At 67.1% G+C, this 26,569-nt stretch carries 25 protein-coding genes, 1 tRNA gene and 1 pseudogene; 24 read left to right on the forward strand and 3 right to left on the reverse strand.

The window, feature by feature from the left end; all coding sequences use genetic code 11:
* Positions 1-13 precede the first annotated feature (13 nt).
* The 7 genes from mycP (IF88_RS0126950) (at position 14) to IF88_RS0126975 (ending at position 6,771) form a co-directional block, all read left to right on the forward strand.
* Positions 14-1,189 carry a type VII secretion-associated serine protease mycosin gene (gene mycP / locus IF88_RS0126950; protein ID WP_030717808.1) on the forward strand — a complete coding sequence of 392 codons (1,176 nt, stop codon included), beginning with the start codon at positions 14-16 and terminating at the stop codon, positions 1,187-1,189.
* 41 nt (positions 1,190-1,230) lie between these two features.
* Positions 1,231-1,377 (forward strand): hypothetical protein, encoded by a 147-nt coding sequence (locus IF88_RS47390; RefSeq protein ID WP_199808142.1) that lies wholly within the window; start codon positions 1,231-1,233, stop codon positions 1,375-1,377.
* A gap of 21 nt (positions 1,378-1,398) precedes the next feature.
* Positions 1,399-2,571: a type VII secretion-associated serine protease mycosin gene (mycP, locus tag IF88_RS0126955; RefSeq protein ID WP_030717811.1), complete on the forward strand. Its 1,173-nt coding sequence runs from the start codon at positions 1,399-1,401 to the stop codon at positions 2,569-2,571.
* A 78-nt stretch (positions 2,572-2,649) separates the two neighbouring features.
* On the forward strand, positions 2,650-3,330 hold the full coding sequence (locus IF88_RS40930; RefSeq protein WP_107050645.1) for a S8 family serine peptidase: 681 nt from the start codon (positions 2,650-2,652) through the stop codon (positions 3,328-3,330).
* A gap of 161 nt (positions 3,331-3,491) precedes the next feature.
* Positions 3,492-3,923: a hypothetical protein gene (locus IF88_RS0126965; protein WP_030717815.1), complete on the forward strand. Its 432-nt coding sequence runs from the start codon at positions 3,492-3,494 to the stop codon at positions 3,921-3,923.
* Between the two features lie 13 nt (positions 3,924-3,936).
* Positions 3,937-6,219 carry a hypothetical protein gene (locus IF88_RS0126970; RefSeq protein WP_030717818.1) on the forward strand — a complete coding sequence of 761 codons (2,283 nt, stop codon included), beginning with the start codon at positions 3,937-3,939 and terminating at the stop codon, positions 6,217-6,219.
* Entirely contained in the window at positions 6,220-6,771 is a 552-nt protein-coding gene (locus tag IF88_RS0126975; protein ID WP_030717822.1) for a hypothetical protein, read from the forward strand.
* A gap of 251 nt (positions 6,772-7,022) precedes the next feature.
* On the opposite strand, the gene IF88_RS0126980 is transcribed toward IF88_RS0126975, so the two are convergent.
* Positions 7,023-7,703: a hypothetical protein gene (locus IF88_RS0126980; protein WP_158754592.1), complete on the reverse strand. Its 681-nt coding sequence runs from the start codon at positions 7,701-7,703 to the stop codon at positions 7,023-7,025.
* 365 nt (positions 7,704-8,068) lie between these two features.
* Here IF88_RS0126980 and IF88_RS44190 point away from each other — a divergent pair, with 365 nt between their 5' ends.
* The 3 genes from IF88_RS44190 to IF88_RS0126990 all read left to right on the forward strand — a co-directional run bounded on the left by IF88_RS44190 (position 8,069) and on the right by IF88_RS0126990 (position 12,787).
* Complete coding sequence (locus IF88_RS44190) at positions 8,069-10,105, forward strand: restriction endonuclease (protein WP_158754594.1); 2,037 nt, start codon at positions 8,069-8,071, stop codon at positions 10,103-10,105.
* Between the two features lie 223 nt (positions 10,106-10,328).
* Complete coding sequence (locus IF88_RS0126985) at positions 10,329-11,837, forward strand: helix-turn-helix transcriptional regulator (protein WP_078893173.1); 1,509 nt, start codon at positions 10,329-10,331, stop codon at positions 11,835-11,837.
* Positions 11,838-11,848: 11 nt separating this feature from the next.
* Positions 11,849-12,787, forward strand: coding sequence for an NAD-dependent epimerase/dehydratase family protein (locus IF88_RS0126990; RefSeq protein WP_037807200.1), 939 nt, complete (start codon positions 11,849-11,851; stop codon positions 12,785-12,787).
* Here the strand turns inward: IF88_RS0126990 and IF88_RS42365 are convergent.
* A complete protein-coding gene (locus IF88_RS42365; protein WP_051837633.1) occupies positions 12,784-13,212 on the reverse strand; it encodes a winged helix-turn-helix domain-containing protein in 429 nt (142 codons plus the stop codon). The genes IF88_RS0126990 and IF88_RS42365 overlap by 4 nt on opposite strands.
* Before the next feature lie 848 nt (positions 13,213-14,060).
* Between IF88_RS42365 and IF88_RS0127000 the strand changes: the two genes are divergently transcribed.
* The 14 genes and pseudogenes from IF88_RS0127000 (at position 14,061) to IF88_RS0127065 (ending at position 25,101) form a co-directional block, all read left to right on the forward strand.
* Positions 14,061-14,381 (forward strand): hypothetical protein, encoded by a 321-nt coding sequence (locus IF88_RS0127000; protein WP_030717834.1) that lies wholly within the window; start codon positions 14,061-14,063, stop codon positions 14,379-14,381.
* Positions 14,378-15,022, forward strand: a complete 645-nt coding sequence (locus IF88_RS0127005; protein ID WP_030717838.1) for a GGDEF domain-containing protein — start codon at positions 14,378-14,380, stop codon at positions 15,020-15,022. The genes IF88_RS0127000 and IF88_RS0127005 overlap by 4 nt, the downstream gene beginning before the upstream one ends.
* Positions 15,022-16,107: a hypothetical protein gene (locus IF88_RS0127010; RefSeq protein ID WP_030717840.1), complete on the forward strand. Its 1,086-nt coding sequence runs from the start codon at positions 15,022-15,024 to the stop codon at positions 16,105-16,107. The genes IF88_RS0127005 and IF88_RS0127010 overlap by 1 nt, the downstream gene beginning before the upstream one ends.
* Positions 16,107-16,451, forward strand: coding sequence for an RRQRL motif-containing zinc-binding protein (locus IF88_RS0127015; protein WP_030717841.1), 345 nt, complete (start codon positions 16,107-16,109; stop codon positions 16,449-16,451). The genes IF88_RS0127010 and IF88_RS0127015 overlap by 1 nt, the downstream gene beginning before the upstream one ends.
* A 73-nt stretch (positions 16,452-16,524) precedes the next feature.
* The gene (locus IF88_RS0127020) at positions 16,525-18,684 is read left to right on the forward strand and encodes a cell division protein FtsK (RefSeq protein ID WP_030717843.1); all 2,160 of its coding nucleotides are present in this window, start codon (positions 16,525-16,527) and stop codon (positions 18,682-18,684) included.
* Between the two features lie 140 nt (positions 18,685-18,824).
* A complete protein-coding gene (locus tag IF88_RS0127025; RefSeq protein WP_030717846.1) occupies positions 18,825-19,106 on the forward strand; it encodes a hypothetical protein in 282 nt (93 codons plus the stop codon).
* Positions 19,107-19,109: 3 nt separating this feature from the next.
* Complete coding sequence (locus tag IF88_RS0127030) at positions 19,110-19,310, forward strand: hypothetical protein (protein WP_030717854.1); 201 nt, start codon at positions 19,110-19,112, stop codon at positions 19,308-19,310.
* A complete protein-coding gene (locus IF88_RS0127035) occupies positions 19,307-19,912 on the forward strand; it encodes a hypothetical protein (RefSeq protein WP_030717857.1) in 606 nt (201 codons plus the stop codon). The genes IF88_RS0127030 and IF88_RS0127035 overlap by 4 nt, the downstream gene beginning before the upstream one ends.
* Positions 19,913-19,932: 20 nt before the next feature.
* Positions 19,933-20,439: a hypothetical protein gene (locus tag IF88_RS0127040; RefSeq protein ID WP_030717860.1), complete on the forward strand. Its 507-nt coding sequence runs from the start codon at positions 19,933-19,935 to the stop codon at positions 20,437-20,439.
* A gap of 12 nt (positions 20,440-20,451) precedes the next feature.
* A complete protein-coding gene (locus IF88_RS0127045) occupies positions 20,452-20,742 on the forward strand; it encodes a hypothetical protein (protein WP_030717862.1) in 291 nt (96 codons plus the stop codon).
* 85 nt (positions 20,743-20,827) lie between these two features.
* A complete protein-coding gene (locus IF88_RS0127050; RefSeq protein WP_037807205.1) occupies positions 20,828-21,754 on the forward strand; it encodes a bifunctional DNA primase/polymerase in 927 nt (308 codons plus the stop codon).
* Entirely contained in the window at positions 21,751-23,298 is a 1,548-nt protein-coding gene (locus tag IF88_RS0127055; RefSeq protein WP_030717873.1) for a YfjI family protein, read from the forward strand. The genes IF88_RS0127050 and IF88_RS0127055 overlap by 4 nt, the downstream gene beginning before the upstream one ends.
* Positions 23,299-23,580: 282 nt before the next feature.
* Positions 23,581-23,817, forward strand: a complete 237-nt coding sequence (locus tag IF88_RS0127060; RefSeq protein ID WP_030717877.1) for an excisionase family DNA-binding protein — start codon at positions 23,581-23,583, stop codon at positions 23,815-23,817.
* Positions 23,818-23,828: 11 nt separating this feature from the next.
* Positions 23,829-25,101, forward strand: a pseudogene (locus IF88_RS0127065) (tyrosine-type recombinase/integrase).
* A gap of 1,392 nt (positions 25,102-26,493) precedes the next feature.
* Here the strand turns inward: IF88_RS0127065 and IF88_RS0127070 are convergent.
* Positions 26,494-26,565, reverse strand: a tRNA-Cys gene (locus tag IF88_RS0127070).
* Positions 26,566-26,569: the final 4 nt, after the last annotated feature.

Consider the following 26,569-nt stretch of genomic DNA (forward strand, 5'->3'; position numbering starts at 1 on the left):
GACATTGCACGGGATGCGCATGCGCAAGGCGACCTCGGCCCTGGTGGGTCTGCTGTTGGCCGGGGTCGCCGCGACCCCGGCCCACGCGGCGACCATTCGCTCACAGCAATGGCATCTCGACGCCATGAAGGCCGACGAGATCTGGAAGGTCAGTACCGGTAAGGGCGTCACTGTTGCTGTCATCGACGGTGGGGTCAAGGACGTTCCTGAGCTGGAGGGTCAGGTCGTCCCCGGAAAGAATCTCGCAACGTCGCTCCCAGGGGACGAGCGCACTTCCTCCGGATCACACGGCACCGCTATGGCTGCGATCATCGCCGGCACGGGGAAGCACCCGACAGGTGACGGCGCTTACGGCCTCGCACCGGCTGCCAAGATTCTGCCCATCCGAGTCTCTGATGTTGAAGGGTTGGCGACCCCGCCCTGGGTTGAGGCCATCAGGTATGCAGCAGACTCGGATGCCAAGATCATCAATATTTCCCTCGGGATCGCCAGTAAGCCGGAGGATGATCTAGCGAGGGCTGAAGCGGTGAAGTATGCGCTCTCGAAGGGGAAACTGGTCTTCGCTGCCGTAGGGAATACCGGGGACGTAGGCAACGAGGTTGAGTACCCGGGTGCGACCCCTGGGGTGGTTGGTGTAGGCGCAGCAGATGCCAAGGGCAAGGCGACCGAGGAGTCGCAGCACGGGTCCCAAGTGGACATGGCCGCACCCGGCGTGGACATTGTCTCGGCGTGCGGCGGCAAGACGGGTGTATGCAAGCAGCACGGCACAAGTGACGCCACAGCCCTCGCTTCCGCCTCCGCCGCCCTCCTCTGGTCTGCCCACCCCGACTGGACCAACAACCAGGTCCTGCGCGTGCTCCTGAACACCGCGGGTAAGCCCACCGACGGCGTCGAGCGCAACGACTACATCGGCTACGGCATCATCCGCCCCCGCGTCGCGCTGCAGACCCCCGGTGACCCCGGCCCGGCCGACGTCTATCCGCTGCCCGATCTCGCGGCGGCGGATGCGGCCAAGAAGCCCTCCGCGGCCTCCGACGGCAAGGCCCCCGACGCTGCCGCGTCCAAGCCGGCGGCCGAGGCCGAGGAGAAGAAGAGCGGCAGCGCGCTTCCCTGGATCGGGCTCGGTCTGGGAGCCTGCGTGCTCATCGGTGGCGCCGTGACTGTGGTCGTCGTACGCCGCAACCGCTGAACTTTGGTTCGACCTGCCTGACCTGACCCTGACCTACCGGCGTGGGTGCCACGGGGCACGCGGGTGCGCGTACGCAGACGCCGGGCAAGCGACCGGACGACCAGCCGGGCGAACGCGCCGACTACCTGGTCGAGGACGAAGAGACCTGGCAGGGCAACCGTCGTGTTGTTCCGCCTGTGATCGACTGAGTAGAACGGACGTTGCACGGGATGCGCATGCGCAAGGCGACCTCGGCCCTGGTGGGTCTCCTGCTGGCCGGGGTCGCCGCGACCCCGGCCCACGCGGCCACGATTCGATCGCAGCAATGGCATCTCGATGTCATGAAGGCGGACGAGATCTGGAAGATCAGTACAGGGAAGGGCGTCACCGTCGCGGTAATCGACGATGGGGTCAGGGAAATTCCCGAACTGGAAGGCCAGCTCGTCTCCGGCAAGCGTTTCACCCCGCAAGGCGGCGACGGACCTACTGACCAGGGCGGTCATGGCACAACCATGGCGGCCTTGATCGCCGGCACGGGAAAACACCCGAGTGGCGACGGTGGCTATGGCCTTGCTCCCGGTGTCAAGATTCTCCCGATCCTGGTTGCGGACACTGAAAAGGCAACGCCGTCATGGGTTGCGGCAATTCGGTACGCAGCAGACTCGGACGCCGAGATCATCAATATGTCCCTGGGAAGGGGCGGAACGCCGGAAGATGATCAGGCGCGGGCCGAAGCGGTGAAGTATGCCCTTGCGAAGGGCAAGCTGATCTTCGCGGCTGTCGGAAACACCGGCAATTCGACCAATTGGGTTGAATATCCGGGTGCGACCCCTGGGGTGGTCGGAGTTGGGGCGGTAGATGCCAGTGGTGAGCCGACCAAGGAATCGCAGCATGGTCCTCAGGTGGATCTGGCTGCAGCCGGCGTGGACATCGTCACGGCGTGCTCGGGTAAGACAGGGATCTGCAAGAACCACGGCACCAGTGACGCCTCCGCCCTCGCCTCGGCCTCCGCCGCCCTCCTCTGGTCCGCCCACCCCGACTGGACCAACAACCAGGTTCTGCGCGTCCTCCTGAACACCGCGGGCAAGCCCACCGACGGCGTCGAGCGCAACGACTACATCGGCTACGGGATCGTCCGCCCCCGGATCGCGGTTTCCACCCCCGGCGACCCCGGCCCGGCGGACGTGTACCCGCTGCCCGACCTTGCGGCTGCGGCGAACGCGGGCAAGTCCCCCTCGCCCTCCGCAGACGGCAAGGCCCCCGACGCTACCGCGTCCAAGCCGGCGGCGAAGGCCGAGGAGAAGAAGAGCGGTAGCTCACTTCCCTGGATCGCACTCGGTCTGGGGGCCTGCGTGCTCATCGGCGGGGCCGTGACCGTGGTCGTCGTACGCCGCAACCGCTGAACTTTGGTTCGACCTGCCTGACCTGACCCTGATCTACCGGCGAACGACTATTACGGTCACGGCACCGGAATTTCCGCGATGATCGCCGCTACCGGAAAGCACCCAAGCGGTGACGGTGCATTCGGGCTTGCACCCGGAGTCAAGATTCTCCCGATCCGAGTGCCGGACATGCTGGAAGGGGCGAACACCCCCTCGATGGTCCAGGGCATTCGGTACGCGGCAGACTCAGGGGCCAAGGTCATCAATATTTCCATGGGTCTGTCCAGCAAGCCTGAGGAAGATGCGGAGCGAGCCGCCGCTGTGAAGTACGCGCTCTCGAAGGGCAAGCTGATCTTTGCTTCCGTTGGCAATTATGGTGATTCGACCAACGAGCTCGCCTACCCAGCCGGGACCCCCGGAGTCGTGGGCGTCGGAGCCGTGGACAGCAGTGGCGAGCCGACCAAGGAGTCTCAGCACGGCCCCCAGGTGGATGTGGCCGCACCTGGCATCGACATTGTCACCGCATGCAAGGGTAAAACGGGGCTGTGCAAGACCCACGGCACCAGTGACTCATCAGCCCTCGCATCCGCCTCTGCCGCCCTTCTCTGGTCCGCCCACCCCGACTGGACCAACAACCAGGTCCTGCGGGTCCTGTTGAACACCGCCGGCAAGCCCGTCGACGGGTCTGCGCGCAACGACTACATCGGCTACGGCCGGCAAGGCCCCCGACGCCGCCGCGTCCAAGCCGGCGGCGAAGGCCGAGGAGAAGAAGAGCGGTAGCTCGCTTCCCTGGATCGCACTCGGTCTGGGAGCCTGCGTGCTCATCGGCGGGGCCGTCACCGTGGTCGTCGTACGCCGAAACCGCTGAGCATCGGTACGACCTGGCTTCACCTGCCTTGACCTGACCCTGATCTACCGGCTCTGACTCGGGAGTTCGCGCGATGTCGTTCGACAAGGAATGGTCGGCGGCTCGCGCCACGGCCACCGCCAACGTGTCCATGCGGCTCAACCAGGCGCCCGCCGACCCAGGCGGCGGCGGTGGCGGCGGTGGAGGTGACCTCGAACTCAATCAGGACCACATCGGCGCGATCGGCTCCGACGCGTACAAGCTGCACACCCGCCTCCAAACGGACGGCAAGCACGCCGCCACCGCCACCTCCGAGGCCGCCGGGGCCCTCACCAGGGAGGGCTTCGCGAGCGGGGCGGCGCTGCTCAAGGCCCACGGCCTCTGGGAGAGCCAGGTCAAGACCCTCTTGGCCGCCTGCGCCACCATCTCCAACGGCCTGAACTACTCGCTCTCCTCCCACGCCAAGGACGAGCAGCAGCTCCACGCCGACTTCACCGCGTCCGCGATCGACAAGTACCTGAAGTAGACGGGGCGCCGACATGCTGACGTACGAGAACGTGATGAACGCACCGCTGGACAAGCTCCAGACGGCGGTCACCGACTGGACCGCGATGGCCGGCAAGCTCGACGAGATGGCCGAGGCCGCTCGTACGGGCATGAAGGCGAAGGCCGGCAAGGCCGACTGGAGCGGGGTCACCGCAGGGGTGGCGCGGGGGTTCGTCGACAAGACGGCCAAGGAGTTCGAGGACGCGGCCAAGGCCGCCAAGGGCATGCACCGGGTCCTCGCCGACGCGCACGCGACCTTCAAGGCCGCCCAGGACGAACTGAAGAAGCTCGTCGCCGAGGCCCCGGCGGCCGGTTTCCGGATCGATGCCACCGGGCGGGTCACCGCCATCCCCCTGCCCACCGAGGCGGACCGGAACGCGGCCCGGCACGACCCCGACTACCAGCAGACCCTGACCGCGAACCGCAATGCCTGGCAGTCCCGTGTCAACCGCGCGGTGGAGGACGCCCAAGACGCCGACGACTCCCTGGTCCGCGCCCTCCAGGCGAACGTCGCCGACGAACACGACTTCAGTGGGCCGAAGTTCGAGACCCTCGACGCCGAACAGGCCGCCCGCGCCGCCGACCTGCTGAAGAAGGTCACCGGCGAGGGTGGCACGGCGCGCAACGTCGAGGCGCTGCGCGAGCTGGAGGAGCTGCTTGACGACAACCGCGCGGACCCCGAGTTCTCGACGGGCTTCTACCGGACGCTCGGCGCCGAGGGCACGCTGGAGCTGTACTCCAAGCTGTCCCTCGACGCGACGAGCCTCGGGGCGGCGGGCAAGGACCGGGCGCTGATGGTGGCGAACATCCAGAGCGACATGGGCGCCCTGCTCGGCCTCGCCACGCACAAGGACGTCCCCCACCACCTCGACGCCGCCTGGACGACCCAGCTGATGAAGGCGGGCCGCAAGGAGATGGACGTCTTCGGCGGCGTCCGGCAGATCTACGGCTACCAGGCCCTCGGCGCGCTGCTCCGCGAGGGCGAGTACGACACGGAGTTCCTGACGTCGGTCGGCCGCGACATGGTCGCCATGGACCGCGAGGACCCGAAGGCGTGGGAGTTCCACACCCCGTACGGCATCGAGTCGGTCCTCAACCAGGGCGGGGACGGCCGCGGCTTCTACCCGCTGACCGGACTCATGGAGGCGCTGGGCAACAACCCGGACGCGGCGACGGCCTTCTTCAACGAACCGGTCCGCGAGGACAGCAACAAGGACGGCGTCGTCACGAAGGACGACAAGCCGGTCGGCGGTCAGCACGGCAAGGACCGGGGCATGGTCGACTACATGCTCGACAAGAAGCCGTACATGGACAGCTTCGACATCACGAGGACCGGCGAACTCCACCCGGCCCAGCAGGCGCTCGGCGACGCCCTCATGGCGGCGGTCTCCCACCGCAGCCCGGGCGACGAGGACTCCCCGCCCGTCGCGCACACCAAGGAGATGGCGGCCGTCATGGAACGGGTCGTCGAAAAGATCGGCGACAAGCCGGAACTGGTCGACGCGGATCCGGGCGAGCCGGAGGGCCCGCTGAACGGGCTGTCCGGGCACTTCGGCCAGATGGCGGCGGAGTACATGCCGGACATCCAGGCCGCGGCGGAGAACAACAGCGGGTTGATCAAGGCGAACGGCCTGATGGCCGAATTCAACAAGTCCGAAATGGCGGGCTTCCTTGGGGCGGTCGCGCAGGATCCGGACGCGTACGGGGCGATCACCAATTCCCAGCGGGCTTTCACGACCACACTCATCAACGACGTCATCGCCCACCGCAGTGAGTACGACGACCTGGACGCGGCGATCCACAGTGCCGTCCACCCCGGAGGTCAGATAGCGGGCATTCTCTCCGAGGCCAGGGTCGAAGGCGTGTACGCCGAGAATGGCCACAAGCAGGAGGAGTACGTCAAGGGCGTCGAGGACAACGCGAAGTGGATCAACCGGGCCATCAGTGCGGCCGGTGGCAAGTACCTGGAGATGGTCCCCTTGGCCGGGGACGTCGTGGAGTGGCTCCAGGAGGACATCACCGAGAGCGTGGTCGAAGGCGCGAAGAAAGACATCGTGGAGAAGACCGGTGACAGTGACCAGGCGGCGGCGAGCGCCTACGTCGATGCGGAGCAGGCAGCTGGGGCGTCGGCCGCGGCCTCCGTGCGCAAGGCGGCGGAGGGTTCCGGCATGAGCGAGCGCACCATCGGTGCACTGGCTGGCGTCGCGGCCACCGAGACGACGAATGGGTACGGTGCCGGTCGAAATCTGGTCGACTCCTCGAAGGGAAGCTCCTGAATGCCCCCCGCCCCCCGCACTCGCACCGCGCTGGTACTCACGGCCACCCTTGCGGTGGCAGTCGTCCTCCTCCCCGGCTGCGCCACGGAGGAGAAGCCGTCGGCCGCCACGAAGGTGCGGCCCGAGACCTGCTTCGGGATCTTCACTCCGGACGAGCTGGCTCCCCTACTGGGTGCGGGGGACGAGGTCACGGTCGACTCCCCCCACGACCTCGAACTGAACGCACAGCGCCGCGGTGCGACCTGCAACATCTATGTCGACGGCAAGAGCGGACTGCTCGCCACGGCGACTTGGCAGCCTCTCGGGCGAGGCTTCCAGCCGCTACCGGAAACGGCGAACGCCGATGCGATTCCCGCCGTGGAGAACGGCAAGGTGTGGGACGCGGGGGCCGTCGCGGGGATCTCCTGCACGACGGCCGAGGACTCCTTCGAGCTGGCCCTGGGGCTGTCCGGGACCGTCGACGGCAAGGCCGAGGAGACGCGCCGGTTGCTCGCCGAGCTCATGAAGAAGTACGTCGACCGGGCGAAGCGGCAGAACCATTGCGCCGGCTAGCGCCGGACAAGGCGAAAGCCGCTCGGGGGTGCGCCTGCCCCCGAGCGGCTCGCCGCGAAGCCGTGACCGGAATCGAACCGGCGTAACTCGCTTTGCAGGTTTGTCCGCTCCAGTCAGAGCGTGATCCGGACGCGTTCAAGGACGTTCGTCCCCGTACGCGGCAGCGACCACCCGGGGTGCATGAACGGCTCTGGACGGCCGCGCACGAGGATGAACGAGACGGAAACTGAGACGGTGAGGGCTGTGCCCGGCTACCTCACAGGTTTCCATGCCCCCCCGCACCCTTCAGACCTGAACAGTCCGTCAGAAGCCCGAATGGTCACGGTGATCTCTCGGGCGGCAGGGGCAAAGTTGTTGTCAATGATCTCGCCAGAGCGAGTCAGCCGCTCCCAGTAGCAGTTCTTGAGGTCGCCCTTGATCCGGTAGGTGCCAGGCTTGATCGACTCCTCGCCCGGCTTCGGCTCTGAGTTGACCTCATAGTCGCCGTTGCTGAACCAGACCTCGTAATCCCCTGACACCGCTTCCTCCAGCGTCTTCGTCCATGCAGGGCAGAGCTTCGGGATCCCCGCCTCCAAGACTGCTTGGCCGTCACCCTTCAGGTAGTCCGCCAACCATTGAGGTCGCGAAGCCCCGTCGATGGCGCTGACGGGAAGGGACGCACACATGTCTCGTACGAAGGCCGACGCTGAGGGGTAGAGCGCATCGACATCCCAGCCCTTCGTCGTCGCAAGCTTGTCGATCTCCCCCTCAGGGGTCGGCGGCAACACCGGTGCAGGAGATGGGGTTGTCTCGGCGAGGGTGGGGGAAGGAAGCGGCGGCTCTACGGACGCAGGGCGCACAGCCCTGGGTGCGTCCGCCGGCTCCCCACAACTGACCAACATCATCCCGGCAGCAACTGAAATCGCGATTTTCGCAGCCCCGCTACGTCTCATGATCGGAGGATCCCACTGGAGAGGATCAAGCGGAGCGGAATGACCCAAACTCTGTTTCACGACAGCAAGACCGAACGCAGCGTCTCGCTAGGAGGTCTCCTGCCCAGGAGTGATCTCCTAGGCAGGCTCGTCCGCCAGCACCTGCGGGCCCCAACACCTAGGCTCTGCACAAGACTTACGAGCGCGCACGCTGGCCTGCTTCAGCGAGGAGGTCCTGGCTGGCAGCTTGCGAGCCAGAGTCGGAGCGCCCGCGAGGTGGCGGTGCCGCCTCCAACCTGTCGCGCATCAAATCTGACGAAACGCCGCCAGCCCGGCATGTGAAGGCGGATCATGACGGTGATCTGGTACGAAGCGGGGAGGGCGCTGTGAGCGTCGAACGAGTACAAAGCGCGCAGGTACTGCTACCGGCAAGGCCGTGGAGTAACCGAGCCTTCTCCATGCCGGCGCTGCCGGGTGGGACTGACGCGCAGATTGAGGTTCTGCGTGTCCTGCTGGCGGCCCTTCGCGACGGTGTCTCAGTGGAGGAAGCTATCGCCCTTCCTGGAGACGTGGGCGGCGAGACAACTCTCGCCGTGGTCGGTCAGCGACTGCAGCCAGCGGGACTGGTTACGAGGATGGGCCGGAGCTCATGGGCGCTCACACCACATGCCGAGGAATGGCTGAGCTGCGGAGACGACGCGTATCTAATCGCGATTCTGCATGCCAACATTCGCTTCGTGGGGGAGCTGATTCACGAGTCTCTCGACGGCTGTACGCAGGCCGATCTCTTGACACGAGCAGCCGAGAAATATGGCTGTACATGGGAGAGTCTCGATCAGATCAGAAGGCGGACAGCTTGGCTTCGAGCAGGCGGATTTGTCGAGCTTGACTTCCGGCACGACATTACGCCCACAGCATCGGGCCTAGAGCTTTTGCAACGCTTGGAACTGGTCGATCCGAGAAGCGGGAAGAGGCGCGTCAGTAGCCAAGATGCTGCCGCCGAGCTACCCATAGCACATCCACTTGTCCGGGCTCAGTTGGAGCGACCTGAGGGTGATCGTAAAGCCAGCATTGGATACATTCCGCGTAATGACGGTGACTCCTTTGCGACTATGCGCAAATTTTCCCAAGCGCTGGCTAAGGATACATCTCGTGAAGAGATTGACGAGTTTGCTTCGGTTGAATTCGGCCTCAGGCCCTCATCGGTCGCCTCGGCACTTGGCACTCTCAAGTCTGCTGGGATGATTGAGCAGGTGGGGTTCGGCATCTATCGATCTACCGATATCGCAAAAGCCTGCCTTGCCTCGCCGCATGACCTTGACTACCTGCGTATCATCCATTCGAAATTTAAGTTTGTAGGTGAAATCCTAGAAGCCCTTGAGGAGGTGGATACTCCCCGCGACTTGGCGGCCTTGGCGCGGACTCGCTACCAAGTTCCGCGCGAGGACATTCCGGAGGTGCGGACGCGACTGCAGATGCTGCGAGAGTGTGGCCTCGTCGAGGAAGTAACGTGGGGTCACTATCGAGTTCTGCCTCTTGGGCGGGCTCTGCTCGCCGACCTGCCAACGGATGCGTCTATCGCTGTGGGAGAGGCGCAGACGGAACCGTCCGCCCCTGAGGTGGGGGATGCACTCAGTTCGATCGCCAGCTCTCTACGGTCAACCTCCCGAGACTCGGGTAGCCCTGATCGGTTCGAGCGGGCAGTGTCCGAAGCATTCGCACACCTTGGCTACGACAGTCAGCTTCTAGGGGGCTCCGGGCAGACTGATGTCCTGGTGACGGCGCACCTTTCTGGCGATGCTAAGTACAGCGTTATTGTCGACGCCAAGTCCTCGGCGTCCGGAAAAATTGGCGAGGGGCAGGTCAACTTCGACACGCTTAAAGAGCACCGTGCGGCAAATTCGGCAGACTACATTCTCGTTGTCGGTCCCGGATTCCCCGGCAGTCGGCTGGCCGTGCGAGCCGAAGCGCATGGTGTTGGGCTGGTGGACGTGGAGACTCTGATTTCGATTGCCGAGCACCATGGGCAAGCGCCCCTCACGCTTCACGAGCTTAGGGAGCTGTGCAAGCGTGTCGGCGTGGTGGAGGGCGGGGTGCTTGAAAAGCGCTGGAGTGCGGAGAAGAGGATGTATAGATTGTGTGATCGAGTTTTGCGGCAATTGGCTGCCGAGGCCGCTTCTGCGGATGCTGTGACGACTGGCGCCCTCTCGGCTCACGATCTCTACTTGATTTTCCGCTCCGAAGTGGAAAGTCCGCCGACGCCGCACGAAATTGAATCTGTATTGACTTTTCTTTCTTCGGAGATTGTTCACGCGATCCGAAAAGTAGGAGTCCAGTATTCGATTCTTGAGGATCCGGGAACGACGGCCCGTCGCTTGAACCTTCTTGCGTCGAGCATTGCGGGCCAGTCATCTGCAAGATGATTCGGATGGGGAAGCTGTAGAAGCCCACCCTGATGGCAGCGGATGCTCAATCAAGCCGACCACTTACGCCGTTGGAGTCACTGCACTTCTGCAGAAGGGAGCAACGTCCATGGCCGCGGCAACGCCCGCACCATCCCTATGTGCCCAGTGCGGCACTAAGCTGAGTCGAAGCAACACCGACGTCGTGTGCAGTCCCTGCCGCCGGACGATTGGTGCGGGTGCGATGAAGCGCCCGTTGCAGGCTGTAGGGCCTGCCTCGGCCGCGCCGCACTGGCTCATCGACGATACGGAGCGGAGTGCCCCTCCAGATGGATCAAACCTTGCCGACGTACTCAAGGCGTATCGGGTACTCCACAAGCTCAAGCAGCAGGATCTCGCCGACCTGCTGGGGTACGACCAGTCGTACGTGTCCTTACTTGAGCGAGGCAAGCGGACGATCCGGGACATGGTCGAGCTCCGCAGGCTAGCTACCGCACTGGCCCTACCTGAGGAAGAGCTGGGCTTGCTCCCGCCGGCAGAAGCCGTGGTCACAGTCGCCTCCGCTCATGACACGGGCGAGCGGAGCCCACTTGCCGCTGTCGATGACCAACGTCGCTGGCGCATGACGCGTCGCGAGCTCAACCGGCATCGGGCCGGCCTTACTCAGGCCGCCGCGCGCCTATATCCGGACGCACCCCGCGCCGGAAGGAGCCCGGTACTCACCCGTGAGTCTTGGATGTGGCCTGAGCCAGTCGACTTCGCGGACATTGAGCTGTCCTGGCTCACCCAGACGCGTCCACCTGAGGTGAGTGGGCGGGAGAAGGAGTCGGAGGGCGTCCGGCCGCTCGCGGCGAACGGCGCCAAGTTCGATCGCTACACCCAAGCCATCAGGATGATCGACCGACCGTCTCTGTTCGTAAACCGTCCGAGCTTCCGCCTGCTCGATGTCGCCCAAGCTGAGGGCCGACCGAAGTTGTCGTTCGGGTACACGACGTACTTCGATATGGCCGACGTCTGCGAGGGAGTGGCGCACGAGCTGGCGAGCGCCTGGCTGAAGACCGGCAGTGACCCCGCGTGGATTGGCGATCCAAGTTGGGCGGAACTTCCCTTCCGGGCTCTGGTTGGAGACCCCTTTGACCTGGCTCACCGGCCGTTGCTGCCGTCGATCGACACCCTGACTATCCGGCTGGGCCCCGAAGGTGCATCGTTCCCACTCCACCACCGGTCCGCGAGCAATGTTGCGTTGGCCGGCGGGAACTACCACGTCATGCCAGCGGGGGTGTTCCAGCCGTCCTCGGTGATGCCTTGGGATCAGTCAAACGACTTCAACCTCTGGCGCAACGTGCTGCGCGAGTACGCGGAAGAGTTCCTCGGCGACCCCGAAGCAGATGGCAGTAGCGGCGAGCCGATCGACTATGACGGTACGGAGCCCTTCCGAACGCTCAACCAGGCTCGCCGAGAGGGCAAGGTGCGCCCGTTCTGCTTCGGGATCGGCCTGGACCCACTCACCCTGGCGGGGGAGATTCTGAGCGTGGTCGTCATCGACGCCGACGTCTACGACTCCGTCTTCTCCGGCATGGTGTCGCGGAACTCCGAAGGCTCGGTCGTGGCTGGCCGAGCCGGGGGCAGCGGTACCGGGATCGAGTTCACCGAGCCCAACATCCGGCGCCTGCTGGACAATGAACCTCTGGCATCCGCCGCCGCCGCGTGCCTCGACCTGGCGTGGCAGCATCGCGGGTTCATCCTGGGCTGAGAGGCAGATCAGTGCGCGTACTTGTGACCGGTGCCTACGGGTTCGTAGGGAACGCGGTTGTACGACGGCTCGCCGAAGTGGGACACGAGGTCGTGGCACTCACGCATCGGCCAGCGGAGGCCCCGCTCCCGGAGCTGCCCGTTTCGCAGGTCGTCCGCGGCGATATCCGGGACAAGACGGCTCTCGCGGCAGCGCTCGACGGCGTCGAGGGTGTGTGCCACCTTGCGGCTCTCACCCGGGTTCGTGAATCCTTCGACCGTCCGGAGGAGTACCAGGACGTGAACGCCGGCGGCACCGTGGCACTGCTTGACGCACTGGCCGCCGCTTCCCGGAGCCTGATCCCGAGGGTCATCCTGGGCTCCACCGCGGCGGTCTACGGTGCACCCGAGCGGCAGCCCATCAGCGAGGACACGGTGCCCGCGCCGAGCAACCCCTACGGCGTTTCGAAGCTGGCCGCAGACGATGCGCTTCGGGTCCGAGCCGAGGCGGGCGAGATCGAGGCCGTGAGCCTGCGCTGTTTCAACATCTCGGGGGCTGTGTCGGGGGTGGGGGACGCGGATGAAAGCCGGATCATCCCGAAGGCCGTGGCGGTGGCGGCCGGCCGCTACCCGCACCTTGAAATGAACGGCGACGGCGACGCGGTCCGGGATTTCGTCCACGTCGACGACTTGGCTCGCGCTTACGTGCTGGCCCTTGAGGCCACGTCGGCCCCGTATCGGCTCTACAACGTCGGTGCCACGGCGGCGAGCATGCGCGAGATCGTAGCCACCGTTGAACGGGTAACCGGAAAGCCGGTGCCGGTAGTGCACCGCCCGCCTCAGCCTGAGCCTCCGCGGCTGGTCGCCGACATTTCCCGGATCACGACTGACCTGGGATGGAAACCCGAGCGGTCCAGCCTTGAGGCGCTGGTCACCGACGCCTGGTCGGCAGTCTCAGGCGGCGATCGCTAAGGCTTGGCCAAGCGGTCCTTGACGCTTGCAGGCAGGCTATCGAAGGCCTCCCGCCAGTGCTCAAGGGCCGCTTCGCCGTCTGCGGAACCGGTGCCGTTCTTGCCCAGTGACTGGCGTAGTGCTGCCTCGACCTCCAGGCCCGCCAGCAGAAGCGGCAGGGCCCAATCCGCCGCACCGCGCGAGTGATCCGCGAGTCGAGGCGGGAACTGAGCGAAGACCCCCTTGCCCTGGTGTCCCACGACGTATCCCTCCGCTCGAAGCAGAGACACCGCGTTCTTCACCACGGTGCTTGAGGCGCCGGAACTTGCGATCAACTCCTGTGCCGATGGCAGCGCGGCGCCTGTGGCGAGCTTGCCACTGCGGATCCGTTCACGCAGGTCATCGGCCAGCTGAAGGTACGCCGGCTGTCCTCGGAACTCGGTCATCGGGATAGTCCTCCAGTCAGGGTTGTTGTACCTAGTACACCAGTCTCCCCGCATCCATTCCCTTCAGGTAGGCCGAGCCACTTGCCAACTTAGTGCACTAGGTGCACCATGTTTGTCGTGAGGCCAACCCATCTGTGGCAGGCCCCATATGACAAGCCGTCATTCGATTCCGGAGCTCAACGCGGAGAGGCTTGTCAACAAGCAGGGCGCCCCGGAAACGGTGGCCCAACTGCTGATCAACGACTCAAGAGGGGCCTTCTTTGGGCTGCTCTGAGCTGCACGAATGCACCGCTGATAACTCCACAGCGTGATCCACCGCAGCAGGACGGCCGTGACCGCACCAGCCGAGGCGAGTGGAGACCAGCCGACCGAGAACGGGCCCGCGTCACAACCGGGCCCTACACCCCAGCAGGGGGACACGCCATCGGCTCTAAAGAACCACCCGGCCGACATTGGGCCGCCACGACATCCGGAGACAGGGACCGCCTCCGGATCGAGCGGAACCGGGTGAAGCCCGCTCCCACAGACATTGACCGCCTACAGAGGAGTCGTCGTGAGCCGCTTAAGACCCTCGGCGGTCGCCGCACTGGACCGGTGCGGCGGCCTTGCCCTTCGTGTCACCGCTCAACCGCCGTGCGAGGTATTTACGGGCTTCACCGCCCGGCATTGCTCGCACAGCTCGCTCTCCCTTCCGCAGTGCTCGCAGCCTGCGGCCGGTTGCCTCCCCCGCCCGTCACGTACGGGCGGGGTGGAGGGGAGCCGCGAAGTTCGGGCTTCACCACCGGGGCGCTGCCTCTCACCACGGACCGAGGCGCCCCGGTTCCCTTCGCTCATCAGGAGAGATCGACATGCGTTCGTACATCGGTAACCACCAGATCGTGAACCTCGCTGAGTTCGAGGAGCTGGCGCTCGGCTTCGATGAACTGCCCCTCGGGCTGGACCGCGACCTGTTCCGCGGCCCGCTCGGGCCGGAGACGGCCCAGGAGCGGGCGGCCCGTGAGGCGGTGGCCCATGAGGTCATCGCGGAGCTGGCCGAGCTGGGTGAGGGTGGCGACGAGATCGCCGCGTGGGACGCGCTCTACGCCGACGCGCTCACCCGCACGGTCCCCTTCCTGCGCGCCGCGGCCCGTGACGCTGGCCGTTCCGCCCGGACGGGGGAAGCGGCATGAGTCACACCATGACGGCTCTGTCCGCAGCGCTGCCGCTCGTGTCCGGCTGGTCGGTCCACAGTCTGTGGATGCGGCGCCGGATCGAGGCTGCCCGCCGCGACCCGCTGACCGGCCTGTGGACGCGGGACCCGTTCGAGGAGCGGGCCCGCAAGAGCCTGGCCCACAAGTGCCAACGGGCCGTTCTCGTCTTGGACCTCAACCGGTTCAAGCAGATCAACGACACCCTCGGCCACGCGGCCGGAGACGCGGTAATCCGCGCTACTGGGCAGCGTCTGGGCCGGTGGGCCGAGGAACACGCCGGCGTAGCCGGGCGCCTGGGCGGGGACGAGTTCGCCGCTGTCATCCCCGGCTACGGCATCGACAAGCTGCGCGTGGACCTGTTCATGCTGACCGGCCGACTCGACCAGCCCGTGCCGTTCGACGGCCACCCGATCGAGGTGCACACCTCGATCGGCGCCGCCTACTACCGCAGCGGCACCGGCGACCTGTCCACCCTGCTGCGCCGCGCTGATGAGCAGATGTACAGGGCCAAGCAGCGCGGCGGAGGCTGGCGCATCGCGCACCGGCTGACCGTCCCTGTGACGGGCACGGTCAACGGCCGCCGTGACGGCCGCCGTGGCACGAGCGCGGTGGCGGCGTGATGGCGACCCGCAACGCACTGAGCAAGGCACAGAAGATCGTGTTGACGGCTGCGTTCGTGCCCATGCTTGCCACCGGGGTTGCCGGTGGGGTGGGCACCTACAGCAACATCAGCCGCGCCTATGGCTCCGGCACGGCGCTGGGCGCGGTGGCGGCCGGTGAGGGTGCGACCGCCGTTCTGGCGCTGGTGCTCCTCGGGCTGACGATGCTGGGCCAGTCCTCCCCGGGGATCATCCGGGTGGGCTTGTGGGCCCTGCCGGCCGCCGCGTCGGTGATGGCCGCGATGGCCGCTGATGACCCGGGCCGCACCGTGATTTACGCCGTGACCCCGATGGGCATGTGCGTCGCAGCGGAAGGCATGGCGTTCCTCGCCCGGCGGATAGTGGTCCACCAGGACGGCCACGACGCCGAGGCGGAAGCGAAGGCGGCCACCGTGGTGCGGGCTCTGGCTTACCACCGGGCCCGTGCTGCGAACCACCCGTGGTCGTTGGTGCGGAAGTGGTCCGACCAGACGTCGTGGCGGCTGGCCCGGAAGGTTGGGTTGGGCGACGCGTCGCTGGGCGCCCGGCTCCTGGACGTCCAGCGCGACCGACTCACCAGCGGCGCGGACGCCGCCCTGGCCGCCATGTTCATCGGATCCTCAAACCACCAGGAAACGACAGAGACTACTGTAAATCGGTTGGGGTCTGACCTGCGGGAGTCGGCCCCCGAGGCCCCGCCCGTGACGGCCGAGCTCCCGGCTCCGGAGTCGGTTGGTTCGGTACCGACCGCCCGTGATCGGGTTCTGAAGAGCCTTGGGCTGCCGATCGAACCGCCGCCGACCCGTCACCCGCCGCGTCGGGTGCCAGAGTCGGCTCCGCGTAGGGCGACTGGTCGGGTACCGAAGTCGGCCCGTACGCCCCGACCGACGCGCGATTCGGATGAGCTGCTGGACGAGGCCCGGTCGGTCACGGCCAACTGGACCGAAGGCGAGCTGACAGCCGAGGCCATCCGCAAGGCGGTCCGTACCTCGTCCGCAAACGGCCGCCTGCTGCGCGACACGCTCAAGGCCGAGCGCGCCGCCGCGGCTGAAGCGACGGCCGCGTGATGGCCGGGCACGGCATACCCGTCTACTCCTGGCGGCTGGCCCCGGACGGGCTGGCCACGCGCCGTCAGCTCCGCGCGGCCGGCCTGCGCCCCGGCGGACAGGACGTCGTGGCCCAGCTGGAGCGGCCTCGCTTCCGGCGGGAGCCGCTGACCGCCTACCTGTACCGCGTCGACCTGGCCAAGCCGGTCCGGCCAATGACCCCAGGCAAGGCCGCTGCGCTCGCCAAGGCGAACACCGCCCGCCGGACCTGCCCCCAGTGCCGCACGGACGCGGGCTACGTCATCCCGACCTCACTCGGCATGTGCGTGCCCTGCGCCTACCCCGAAGACCAGCGCGCCGCCTGACCTGCACGGCGGGCCCGAACACCTCGCTGTCCGGGCCCTTCCACCCCACTCGCTATGAGGGAGCAGACCCACCGTGTCTGATGTCCACGTCACCGGCCAGAGCGAAGAGCCCGAGCGTCCCGGCGCCGAGGTCTTCGACATCACCACCAAGCGCCCCACCAACCCGACCCCCGCCCCGGCAGCTCCGCCGGCCGACCTGGACGACGACGAGGACGAGTCGCCGCGGCCGCGGCCGGTGGACTCGCCGGACCTGCCGTCGCCGGGCGTCACCACCTACAAGCGCCTGCCGATCATCCCGACCTGGCTGAAGTCGAAGCCGGGGTTCGTCTCCACCACCCAGCGCGCCGCGAGCAACGCCTTCTACTCCACCGTCTTCCACGGCATCCGAACCCCCTGGTACGCGCTGCAGCTCGGGCTGCACGCCCCGCGCGGCATGGCCCGGCTGGTCCGTGACACGAACCGGTGGGTGTGGGACGCCGAGGCGGCCCCGCTCCGTGCGTACGAGGTCTACAAGGAGAACACCGCCGAGTACCTCAAGCTGTCGCGGCAGCGCGACAGCCGGGTGCGGCTGCGGACGCTCGTCACCACGGTGGCGCTGATCTTCGGTACCGGCTTCGCGCTGACCATGTACGTCATGGCCCCGGCCTGGCTGGCCGTCCTGGCCTCTGCTGCGGTGCTCACCGCGGGCTTCTGGGGGACTCCGCAGGATCAGCCCGTGATCGGGCCTGCCGTACTCAAGACCGAGATCCAGAAGCTGACCGGGGCGATCGTGCTCCGCGCGCTGGACAACATCGGCAACGCGAAGCTGTCGGCCGCCATCAAGAAGGGCGGCGACATGAACGGCCTGCGGTTCACCTCGGAGATCACCCGGGACGGGCCCGGCTACCGCGCCGACCTTGACCTTCCCTGGGGCGTCACCCCCGAGGACATCATGGAGGCCCGCAAGCCGCTCGCCTCCGGCCTGCGCCGCAAGGTCGGCTCCGTCTGGCCGTCCTCCGACCCCGAAGAGCACGAGGGCCGACTGATCCTGTGGGTGGGCGACAAGCCCATGAACGAGACCAAGAAGCCCGCCTGGCCGCTGCTGAAGTCGGGCAGCGTGGACCTGTTCAAGCCGGTCGTCTTCGGCAACGACCAGCGCATGGGCGACGTCGCCGTGACCCTGATGTTCGCCTCCGTGGTCGTCGGCTCCATCCCGCGCATGGGCAAGACGTTCCTGATGCGCCTCTTCCTGCTCATCGCCGCACTCGACCCGCGCGCCGCCCTGTACGCGTTCGACTTCAAGGGCACCGGCGACTTCGGCGCGCTGGAGCCGGTCTGCCACCGCTACCGGGCCGGCGACGATGACGAGGACATCCTCTACGTCCTCGAATCCCTGCGGGAACTGCGCCAGGAACTGCGCCGCCGGGCGAAGGTCATCAAGTCCCTGCCCCGCTCGCGCTGCCCGGAGTCGAAGGTGACCCCGGACCTGGCCAACGACAAGAGCCTGGGACTGCACCCGATCGTGGCCGCGTTCGACGAGTGCCAGGTCCCCTTCGAGCACGACAAGTACGGCGCCGAGATCGAAGAGATCTGCACCGACCTCGGCAAACGCGGCCCGGCCCTCGGCATGGTGACGCTCTTCGGGACCCAGCGCCCGGACGCGAAGTCGCTGCCCACCGGCATCTCCGCCAACGCGGTGCTGCGGTTCTGCCTGAAGGTTATGGGCCAGCCCGCCAACGACATGGTGCTGGGTACCTCGATGTACAAGGCCGGGTACCGGGCCACGATGTTCTCCCGCACCGACCGCGGCATCTGCTGGATGGCCGGCGAAGGGGACGACCCGCGCATCGTGGCCTCCGCGTTCGTGGATGCGCTCGGAGCCGAACAGGTCGTCGTGCGGGCCCGCCGGATGCGCGAGGAGTACGGCAACGTCACCGGCCACGCCATCGGCCAGGAACCCGAAAGCGGCGAAGCCTCCTTCGACCTGTTGGCCGACATCCTCAAGGTTGTGCCGGCCGATGAGGAGAAGGTCTGGAACGAGAAGGTCGCCGCCCGCCTCGCCGCCTTGCGCCCCGAGGTCTACAGCGGCTGGAAGGCCGAGACGGTCACGACGAACCTCAAGCCGCACGGCATCACCGCCCAGGACGTCTGGGGCTCCACCACCGCTGGCAAGGGCACCACCCGACGCGGCATCGCCCGCGCCGACATCACCACTGCCATCACCCAACGTGACGGGAAGCGGTCCGCGAACTGACTCGCACCGCTGCTAGACCTAGCGGCCCGCGCTGCTAGGTCTAGCACCCTCGCTAGCACCCCGAATCGGCTCTCATCAGCGATCTCGCACCTAGCAGCCTACCTGCGAAAACACCGGAAACCCCGCCCGGAAGGCACCCCATGGCCCTCACCCTCCTTGCTAGCGCCTGCCTACTCGTCGTCACCCTCGGTTACGTCAGTCTGTGTGCGGGATCGCCGTTCGGCACCTGCCGCAAGTGCCGTGGCTTCGGCTACGCGATGAAGACCGACCGCAAGGGCCGCCTCAAGCGCGGCAAGCACTGCCGCCGCTGCGACGGCCACGGCAAGCGCATACGCGTCGGCCGCCACCTCTACAACCTCTGGCTGCACCTCTACCGCGACGCCAACCCCGCCCCCCGCAAGACGTTCGCCCCGAAGGGATAACCCATGGCCATCACCGTCTCACTCGTCGCCCTGTTCGGGCTGGTCCTGTTCTTCCTCCTCCGCTCCAAGACCCTCGGCTACGGCTCCGCGTTCGTCGCCATGATGTTCGGCTTCTTCCTCGCCTCCACCGGCGCCTCCGGCCCCATCAACGAACTCACCACCGCGATCATCAAGGCCGTCTCGGACCTGGGCAGCCAGGGATGAACGACCCCATCACCTACCGCCACTGGGCCATCGTCCTCGCCCCCAGGGCCGCCCCCGCACTCGCCACGACCACGGTTCTCATCCTGGGTCGTATCTGGAACGCCAATGGCGCCGAACACTCCGTCGGAAACGCCGCGCTCATGGTCGTCCTCGCCACTGGAGCCGCGGCGGCCGGCGCGTTCTCCTCCGGCAACCGCGCCGGTGGCAGCGTGATCGCCGGAACCGCGTTCGCCGCATCCGGCGGGCTGGCCCTGGCCGGAGTCGCCGGATACGCCGACGGACTCTCCCTGCCGATCCTCCTGTGGGCGCTGGCCACCGCGGTCGCCTACGGACTCGCGGCCCGCTACTGGCGCACCGATCGCCGCGAGAGCGTCGCACACGAGCGGCAGACCCTCGGACGTCGCGAAGACCACGCCCACGTGGAACGGGTGGAAGCGCTGCGCGCCGGAGCCCAGATCGAGGTGGCCCGCTCCGGCGCCGCCTACGCCGAACAGCTCGCCAACGCCCTCATCACCCGCGCCGCGCTCCCCGGCTTCAACCCCCAGGCCCTCACGGACGCGGGCTTGCCCGAACTCCCCAGCGTCCAGCGCAAGGAGATCTGACCCCAACCCGGAAGGAAGTCATGTTCGAGATCCGCGTCATCTGCGCCCCGACCGAAGTTCCCGAGATCACCAAGGCCCTCTCCGAGACGTTCGCGACGGGGCCGGTCCGCCAGCACCCCACCCGCGACGGGGAGCGCGTCCGCCTCTACGTCACCGCCGAGCAGCAGCCCAGCCACTGGCCCGCGCCTGAAGCGGCGTACGCCACCGCGCCGAGCATCATCAGCGAGATCGGCTGGACCTTCCGAGGTGCCCGGGACTGCCTGCACGGCATCGCGGTCCGCGAGTTCTGGCTCCGCAAGGCCGCACTCCTGGATCGCATCGCCGTCACCGACGACGACCCTGTGGGCGGCGACGCCGCCACCCTCGCCGTCGAAGCGGCCCGGCGGCTGATGGAGATCGACCACGCCGCCGGCCTCGGGCCGTCCGGCTACGCGGACGGTCCCTACACCCCGGACCACCCGGACAGCGTCCGCGAGCCCCGCGGCTACGTCCGCCAGGAATACGCCCTCTGGATCCGCCACCACTGAGGAGACCCCGCCATGAGTTCCAGCCCGGCCCTGAGCACCACGCAGCACCCCACGATGCACACGCAGGTCGACGGTCTCAACTACCGGCCCGAGCACGTCAGCGTGATCGCGGCCCTGTCCCACATTCGCAGCGCCCGCAAGAGCCGCAAGAACGTGGACGTCGTGAACGTCTACGCGTTCACCGGCCGCGACGGAATCCCGCTGCACGTGGTCTACATCCACCACGCCCCCGGCCGCTGGCACGGCGTGAACGACGTCATCGACGTCTACGAGATCCCCACCGCCGTGCTCACCGACCTCTAGCTATGCCCGGGGCGGTCGCCTCTCACCACAAGACCGCGACCGCCCCGGCTTCTCCGTCCCTTCGCAGAAACAGGAGACCCCCAGCATGACACCAACCCCCAACCCCGCGCTGCTGCGCGCCGCCCTCGCCGCCGCTGACCGCGGCTGGCCCGTCTTCCCGCTCCGCCCCGGAGACAAGCGGCCCGCCGGCCACCCCGAACGCAACTGCCCCCGCACCGGCCGCTGCACGGACGGCCACCGCACCCCCGAACAGCGCGCCACCCTCGTCGCCGAGCAGATCACCGCCTGCTGGCAGGCGGCCCCCTACAACGTCGGCATCGCCACCGGCCCCGCCGGACTCCTGGTCGTCGACCTCGACATCCCCAAGGACGACGACGGAGCCCCGCCCCCGAAATGGGCCGGAGCCACCGACGGACTGGACGTCTTCGCCATGATCTGCGAGCGCGCCGGTGAGCGTCTGCCCACCGAGACGTACACGGTGCGCACCCGCCGTGGCGGACAGCACTTGTACTTCACCGCCCCCGCCCAAAAGCGGCTACGTGGGAGTGCAGGGCGCCTGGGCTGGAAGGTCGACACGCGAGCCTGGGGCGGGTACGTGGTCGCGGCCGGCAGCACCGTCGGCACAGGCTCGTACGAGATCATTCACGACGCGCCCCCGGCCCCCCTCCCCACGTGGCTTGGTGACCTGCTCACGACGCCTCCCGCACCCGACCCCGTCCCCGTGGCCGTGCTCCGCGCCCGGATCGGCAAGGCGGACCGGTACGCGGCGGCCGCCCTGAACGGTGAGGTCGCCAAGGTCGCCGCCGCTGTCACCGGCGCCCAGAACACGACGCTCTACAACGCGGCCTACGCCCTCGGCCGCCTCATCGCCGCTGGCACCCTCACCGAGACGGAAGTCACCGACGCGCTCACCGCTGCTGCGCCGGAAGGGCTCGCGCCCTCCCGGGTTGCTGCCAGCATCCGCGACGGCATCCATCGCAGCGCCCGCAACACCACGGGAGACGCGGCATGACCGGCCAGCCAGGGGACGGTGACCTGTGGGTGGGACTGGACACGACCGACGGACCTCAGCCCGCAGAACCGACATGGGAAAAGCCGATCCCGCTGACCGGGCGGCGCGAGCTTCCCGTCTTCCCCGCGCACGTCTTCCCGGAATGGCTCGGCTCGTACGTGAAGGCCGTTGCCGAGGAGACACAGACACCCATCGACCTGCCAGGGTCCATCGCCCTGTCGGTGCTCGCGGCAGCGGCCGGCGGTCGGTCGGTCGTCCACGTCCGAGGTAGCTGGAGGGAGCCCACCAACCTGTACGTGGTGTGCGCGCTGCCCCCGGCCAACCGGAAGTCCGCGGTCTTCGCGTTGCTGACCGATCCGCTGTACGAGGCGGAGAAGAAGCTTCAGGTGACCATGGCCCCGGCCATCGTGGAAGCGGCGATGACCGCCCGGCTGGCCAAGGAAGCAGCCGACAACGCCGCGGCCAAGGCCGTGAAGGCCGATGGAGGGAAGCGCGAGGAGCTGATCGCCGAGGCGATCGGGCTGGCACAGACCGCCGAATCGGTGGCGGTGCCGGTAGAACCTCTGCTGCTGGCCGATGACTCCACCTCCGAGACGGTCACCTCGCTCATCGCGGAGCAAGGCGGCCGGCTCGCCGTGATGTCGGCCGAGGGCGGGATCTTCGACATCATCGCCGGACGCTACTCCGGCGCCCCGAACATGGAGGTGTTCCTCAAAGGGCATGCGGGGGACCGGCTGAGGGTCAACCGGCAGACTCGCCGGGAGTACATCGACCACCCGGCCCTGACGATCGGGCTGGCCGTCCAGCCGGACGTGCTCCGGGACATCGCCAAGGTCAAGGGCTTCGACGGGCGCGGCCTGCTGGCCCGCTTCCTGTACTCCATGCCCCGCTCCCTGGTCGGTGAGCGCGCGGTCATCACCGAGCAGATCCCCGAGGACATCGCGGCGGTCTACGAGAGCAACGTTCTCGCGCTCACGCTGTGGCTGGCCGAGTGGACCGACCCCGCCGTCATCCAGCTCAGCCCCGAAGCAGACAAGGCCCTGATCACCTACCAACAGCGGGTGGAGCCGCAGCTCGCGGCCCAAAGCGGCGCGCTGGGACACATCGCCAACTGGGCCGGCAAGCTCGCCGGGGCCGTGGCCCGCATGGCCGCCCTGCTGCACCTGGCCGAGCACATGGAGGGCGGGCACACCAAGCCCGTCACCGAGACCACCATGCGCGCGGCGATCACCTTGGGGGAGTACTTCACCGCCCACGCCCTCGGCGTCTTCGACGTCATGGGCGCCGATCCCACCGTGGGCCGCGCCCGCTCCGCGCTGGAGCTGCTGCGCACCCAGAAGTGGAGCGAGGTCAGCAAGCGCGACCTCATGGTGAAGCTCTCCCGCGCGGAGTTCCCCACCGTGACCGATCTCGATCCCGCGCTGAACTTGCTCGAAGAGCACGGATACATCCGAGCCCAGCTCACCCTACGCACCGGCGGGCGTGGCCGGCCGCCGTCCCCGCGCTACCTCATCCACCCCCAGCTGAGCGAACCCGCCGTCTGACCCCCGCCACAGAAACCACAGAATCACAGAAATAGCCTCACCTGGCCCCTGACCTGTGCAAACGCCGCTACGGGCCGCAGTCGGACGGCTGCCACAGAAACCCGCAGAAGAACCACACAAATACGAGCCCACCCCGGCCCGCCTATTTCTGTGGGACTTCCTGCCCTTTCTGTGGCAGCCAGCCCACCGGCCCCAACCACGCCGTTCGCGCAGGTCAGCGGCCCCGCCCAGGGTTTCTGTGTATTTCGTGGTTTCTGTGGCGGCCCGCCAAGGAGTGAGCCCATGCACGACACCCATGCCGCCGCGTCCTACGTGGCAGATCCAACGCTGGTGCTGCTGACCGTTGAGGAAGCAGCCCGTCGACTTTCCATCGGCCGGACCACGTGCTTTCGCCTCATCGGCTCCGGACAGCTGGAGTCCGTGCCGATCGGTCACCTTCGCCGAGTGCCGGCCGAAGCCGTGCACGACTTCCTTGCACGACTCCGCGAAGCGAACCGCCCTACCTCCATCGCTGCCTGAGGACCTTGCCTGTGACAGAGAACAAGCGCACCCGTCAGCCCAACGGCCGCAGCTCCATCTACCTCGGGAAGGACGGAAAGTGGCACGGTCGCGTCACCGTCGGCGTACGCGATGACGGCTCACCCGACCGGCGCCATGTCGAACGCAAGACCCGCGCTGAAGTCACGACCGCCGTACGGAAGCTGGAGAAGGAGCGGGAGGCCAAGACCGTGCGGAAGCCGGGCAAGGCCATGACCGTCAAGGCCTGGATGACGCACTGGATCGAGAACGTCGCCCCGCTCGGGGTCAACGACAACACGATGGTCGGGTACGGAGTCGCCGTAAGGAAGCACCTCATCCCCGGCCTCGGGGCTCATCGTCTCGACAGGCTCACGCCCGAGCACATCGAGATCTTCTACGCGAAGATGCAGGCCAACGGCAGCAAGTCCGCGACTGCCCACCAAGTGCACCGCACCTTCCGGACCGCCCTCAACGAGGCGGTACGCCGCGGTCATCTCGGCAAGAACCCGGTTCAGTTGGCGAAGGCTCCGAAGACGGGGGACTACGAGGTGGAGCCCTACACGGTGAAAGAAGTACAGCGTCTGTTGAAGGCCGCTGGCCGTCAGCGCAACTCTGCGCGCTGGGCCGTTGCCCTTGCTCTCGGACTGCGCCAGGGAGAGGTACTGGCTCTGAAGTGGGAGGACGTAGACCTTGATGGTGGGTTTCTGGTGGTCCGCCGCAGTCGCCACCGCCCGCAATACGCGCACGGGTGCGCGGAGCCCTGCGGACGAAAGGCCGGGTACTGCCCGCAGAGGCGACGCAGCAACCCGGAGACGTCCACTACCAAGTCGCGTGCCGGCCGCCGCGTGGTCGGTCTTCCGGAACAGCTCGTTGATCTACTACGAGCCCACCGCAAGGCTCAAGAGACGGAGCGGCAGGCGGCCGGGAAGCGCTGGGTGAAAGGCGACTGGGTCTTTCCCAACGAACACGGATGCAGCCCGTCCCACCGCAGGGATTGGGCCGAGTGGAAGGCCCTACTGGTAGAAGCGAAAGTTCGTGATGGGCGTCTGCATGACGCGCGCCACACGGCTGCCACCGTTCTGCTGATCCTAGGTGTACCCGAGCGAGCCGTCATGGGCCTCATGGGATGGTCGACCAGTGCGATGGCTGGCCGGTACCAGCACATGGTTGACGCAGTGCGGTCCGATGTGGCGAGGCAGGTCGATGGCCTGATCTGGAACACCGAGGCAGACCGGCCGGAATGACGGCAACGGCGCCGCGGGTTCTCTCGTGCCGCCCCACTGAGAACGAGAATACGGGGCTGCCTGCTGCGGGCCGCCCAGTCCCTCTTCCTTCCTGTTCAGGAAGGCTCCTAGTTCACGCATCCCGCTAGGGGCGGGCCTCAACGGTCAGTCAGATCAGGGCAACACTGCACTATGAAAGGCTGCTCAGTTGGACAGATATGTGGCGGGGGAGGAGTCTTAGAGAAGCGAAGGACGCGTGCGCAGGCCCCCTCCGCCCAGATATCGAGGATTCGGGAGACACGATCTGTACGCCTCCCGCCTTTCCCCCTCCACGCAGCGTCTCATGTGTACGCAGGTTCTTCCATCGCCTCCGCTGTGCGGCGGGACTCCTGCGTCTTATCTGCCCGAAAGGGGATCGTTGTGCGCTCAAAGAAGATCGCGGCCTCGCTTTTGAGCCCGCTCCTTTTCGGGGGTGCCGTTGCGATTACATGGACCGTGGCCCCGCAGGCATCAGCCGCAAACTGTGAGAACGTCGACCTTGTCTACCAAGACGCATCTGCGTTTCCCGACACGCCGATTGGGCGAGTTAACTACATGCGGCAGAGTTGGGACATTGAGAAATCGGTGCTGTGTCTCGTCAACGCCGAACGAGCCGCGCATCACGTTCCTCCGGTGAAGAGATATCTGGCTATGAAGGGAACGCCCCCAGGGCGCCTAGGGCTCGGAGGCGCCGCAAGCAGCCACGCCAACGCTGCGGTGGCTCTACGCTGGTGGGGAACGGTAGCGGAAGTCGGGAACTGTGTCCCCAAGAAGAGCGACCCCAGTCGATGCGACCCGCATATCAACCCGCAGACCAAGTCGACGCCGGAGAGCCGTGCACGGGATTCGGGCTTCGGGCAATGCGTCGGCGAGAACACCTATGCGGGGTGGGGGCGCGATGGCGTGACACCCCGCGCAGCTCTCAGGTTTTGGATGAATAGCCCTGGCCACCGGGAGAACATCCTCAACCCGCAGTGGGGGGAGATGCGTGTTTCCGTGGCATGGGGTAGTGCAGATCCGGCGGCCGGGTCTACCACTCCGGCCCTGACATATGTGCAGATGTTTGGGTGCCCCAGCTGAGCTGAGGCTGCCCAGAAGTGTGCCTCGGGCTGCCGCCAACCGCGGGCGGTGCAAGGCGAAGAGCAGCGTGCTTTGGTGGTTTGCCCCTGCGGTGGAGACCGCCCGCGGTGCCGCTAGGAGTCGCCGGAGCCAGCACCTCCAGCCCGTTGGCTGGCACTGGGGCACTAAAGGAAGGCGCACCCCACCAGGAGGCGGGCCGCCCGGGGAGCCTGGCGAGACGACTGATTGCTAGGCAAATTACGGTCTAAGTGAGACGGGAACTGAAACGGAGGACCAAACGGGCGGCACCCGCGGATGGATGCCGCCCTTTCGTTTTGCCTGCTCAGGCGTCCAGAAGCCGTGACCGGAATCGAACCGGCGTAACTCGCTTTGCAGGCGAGTCCCTCAACCACTCGGGCACACGGCTATGA

The sequence above is a fragment of the Streptomyces sp. NRRL F-2580 genome, from assembly GCF_000720115.1.
Classification (GTDB): domain Bacteria; phylum Actinomycetota; class Actinomycetes; order Streptomycetales; family Streptomycetaceae; genus Streptomyces.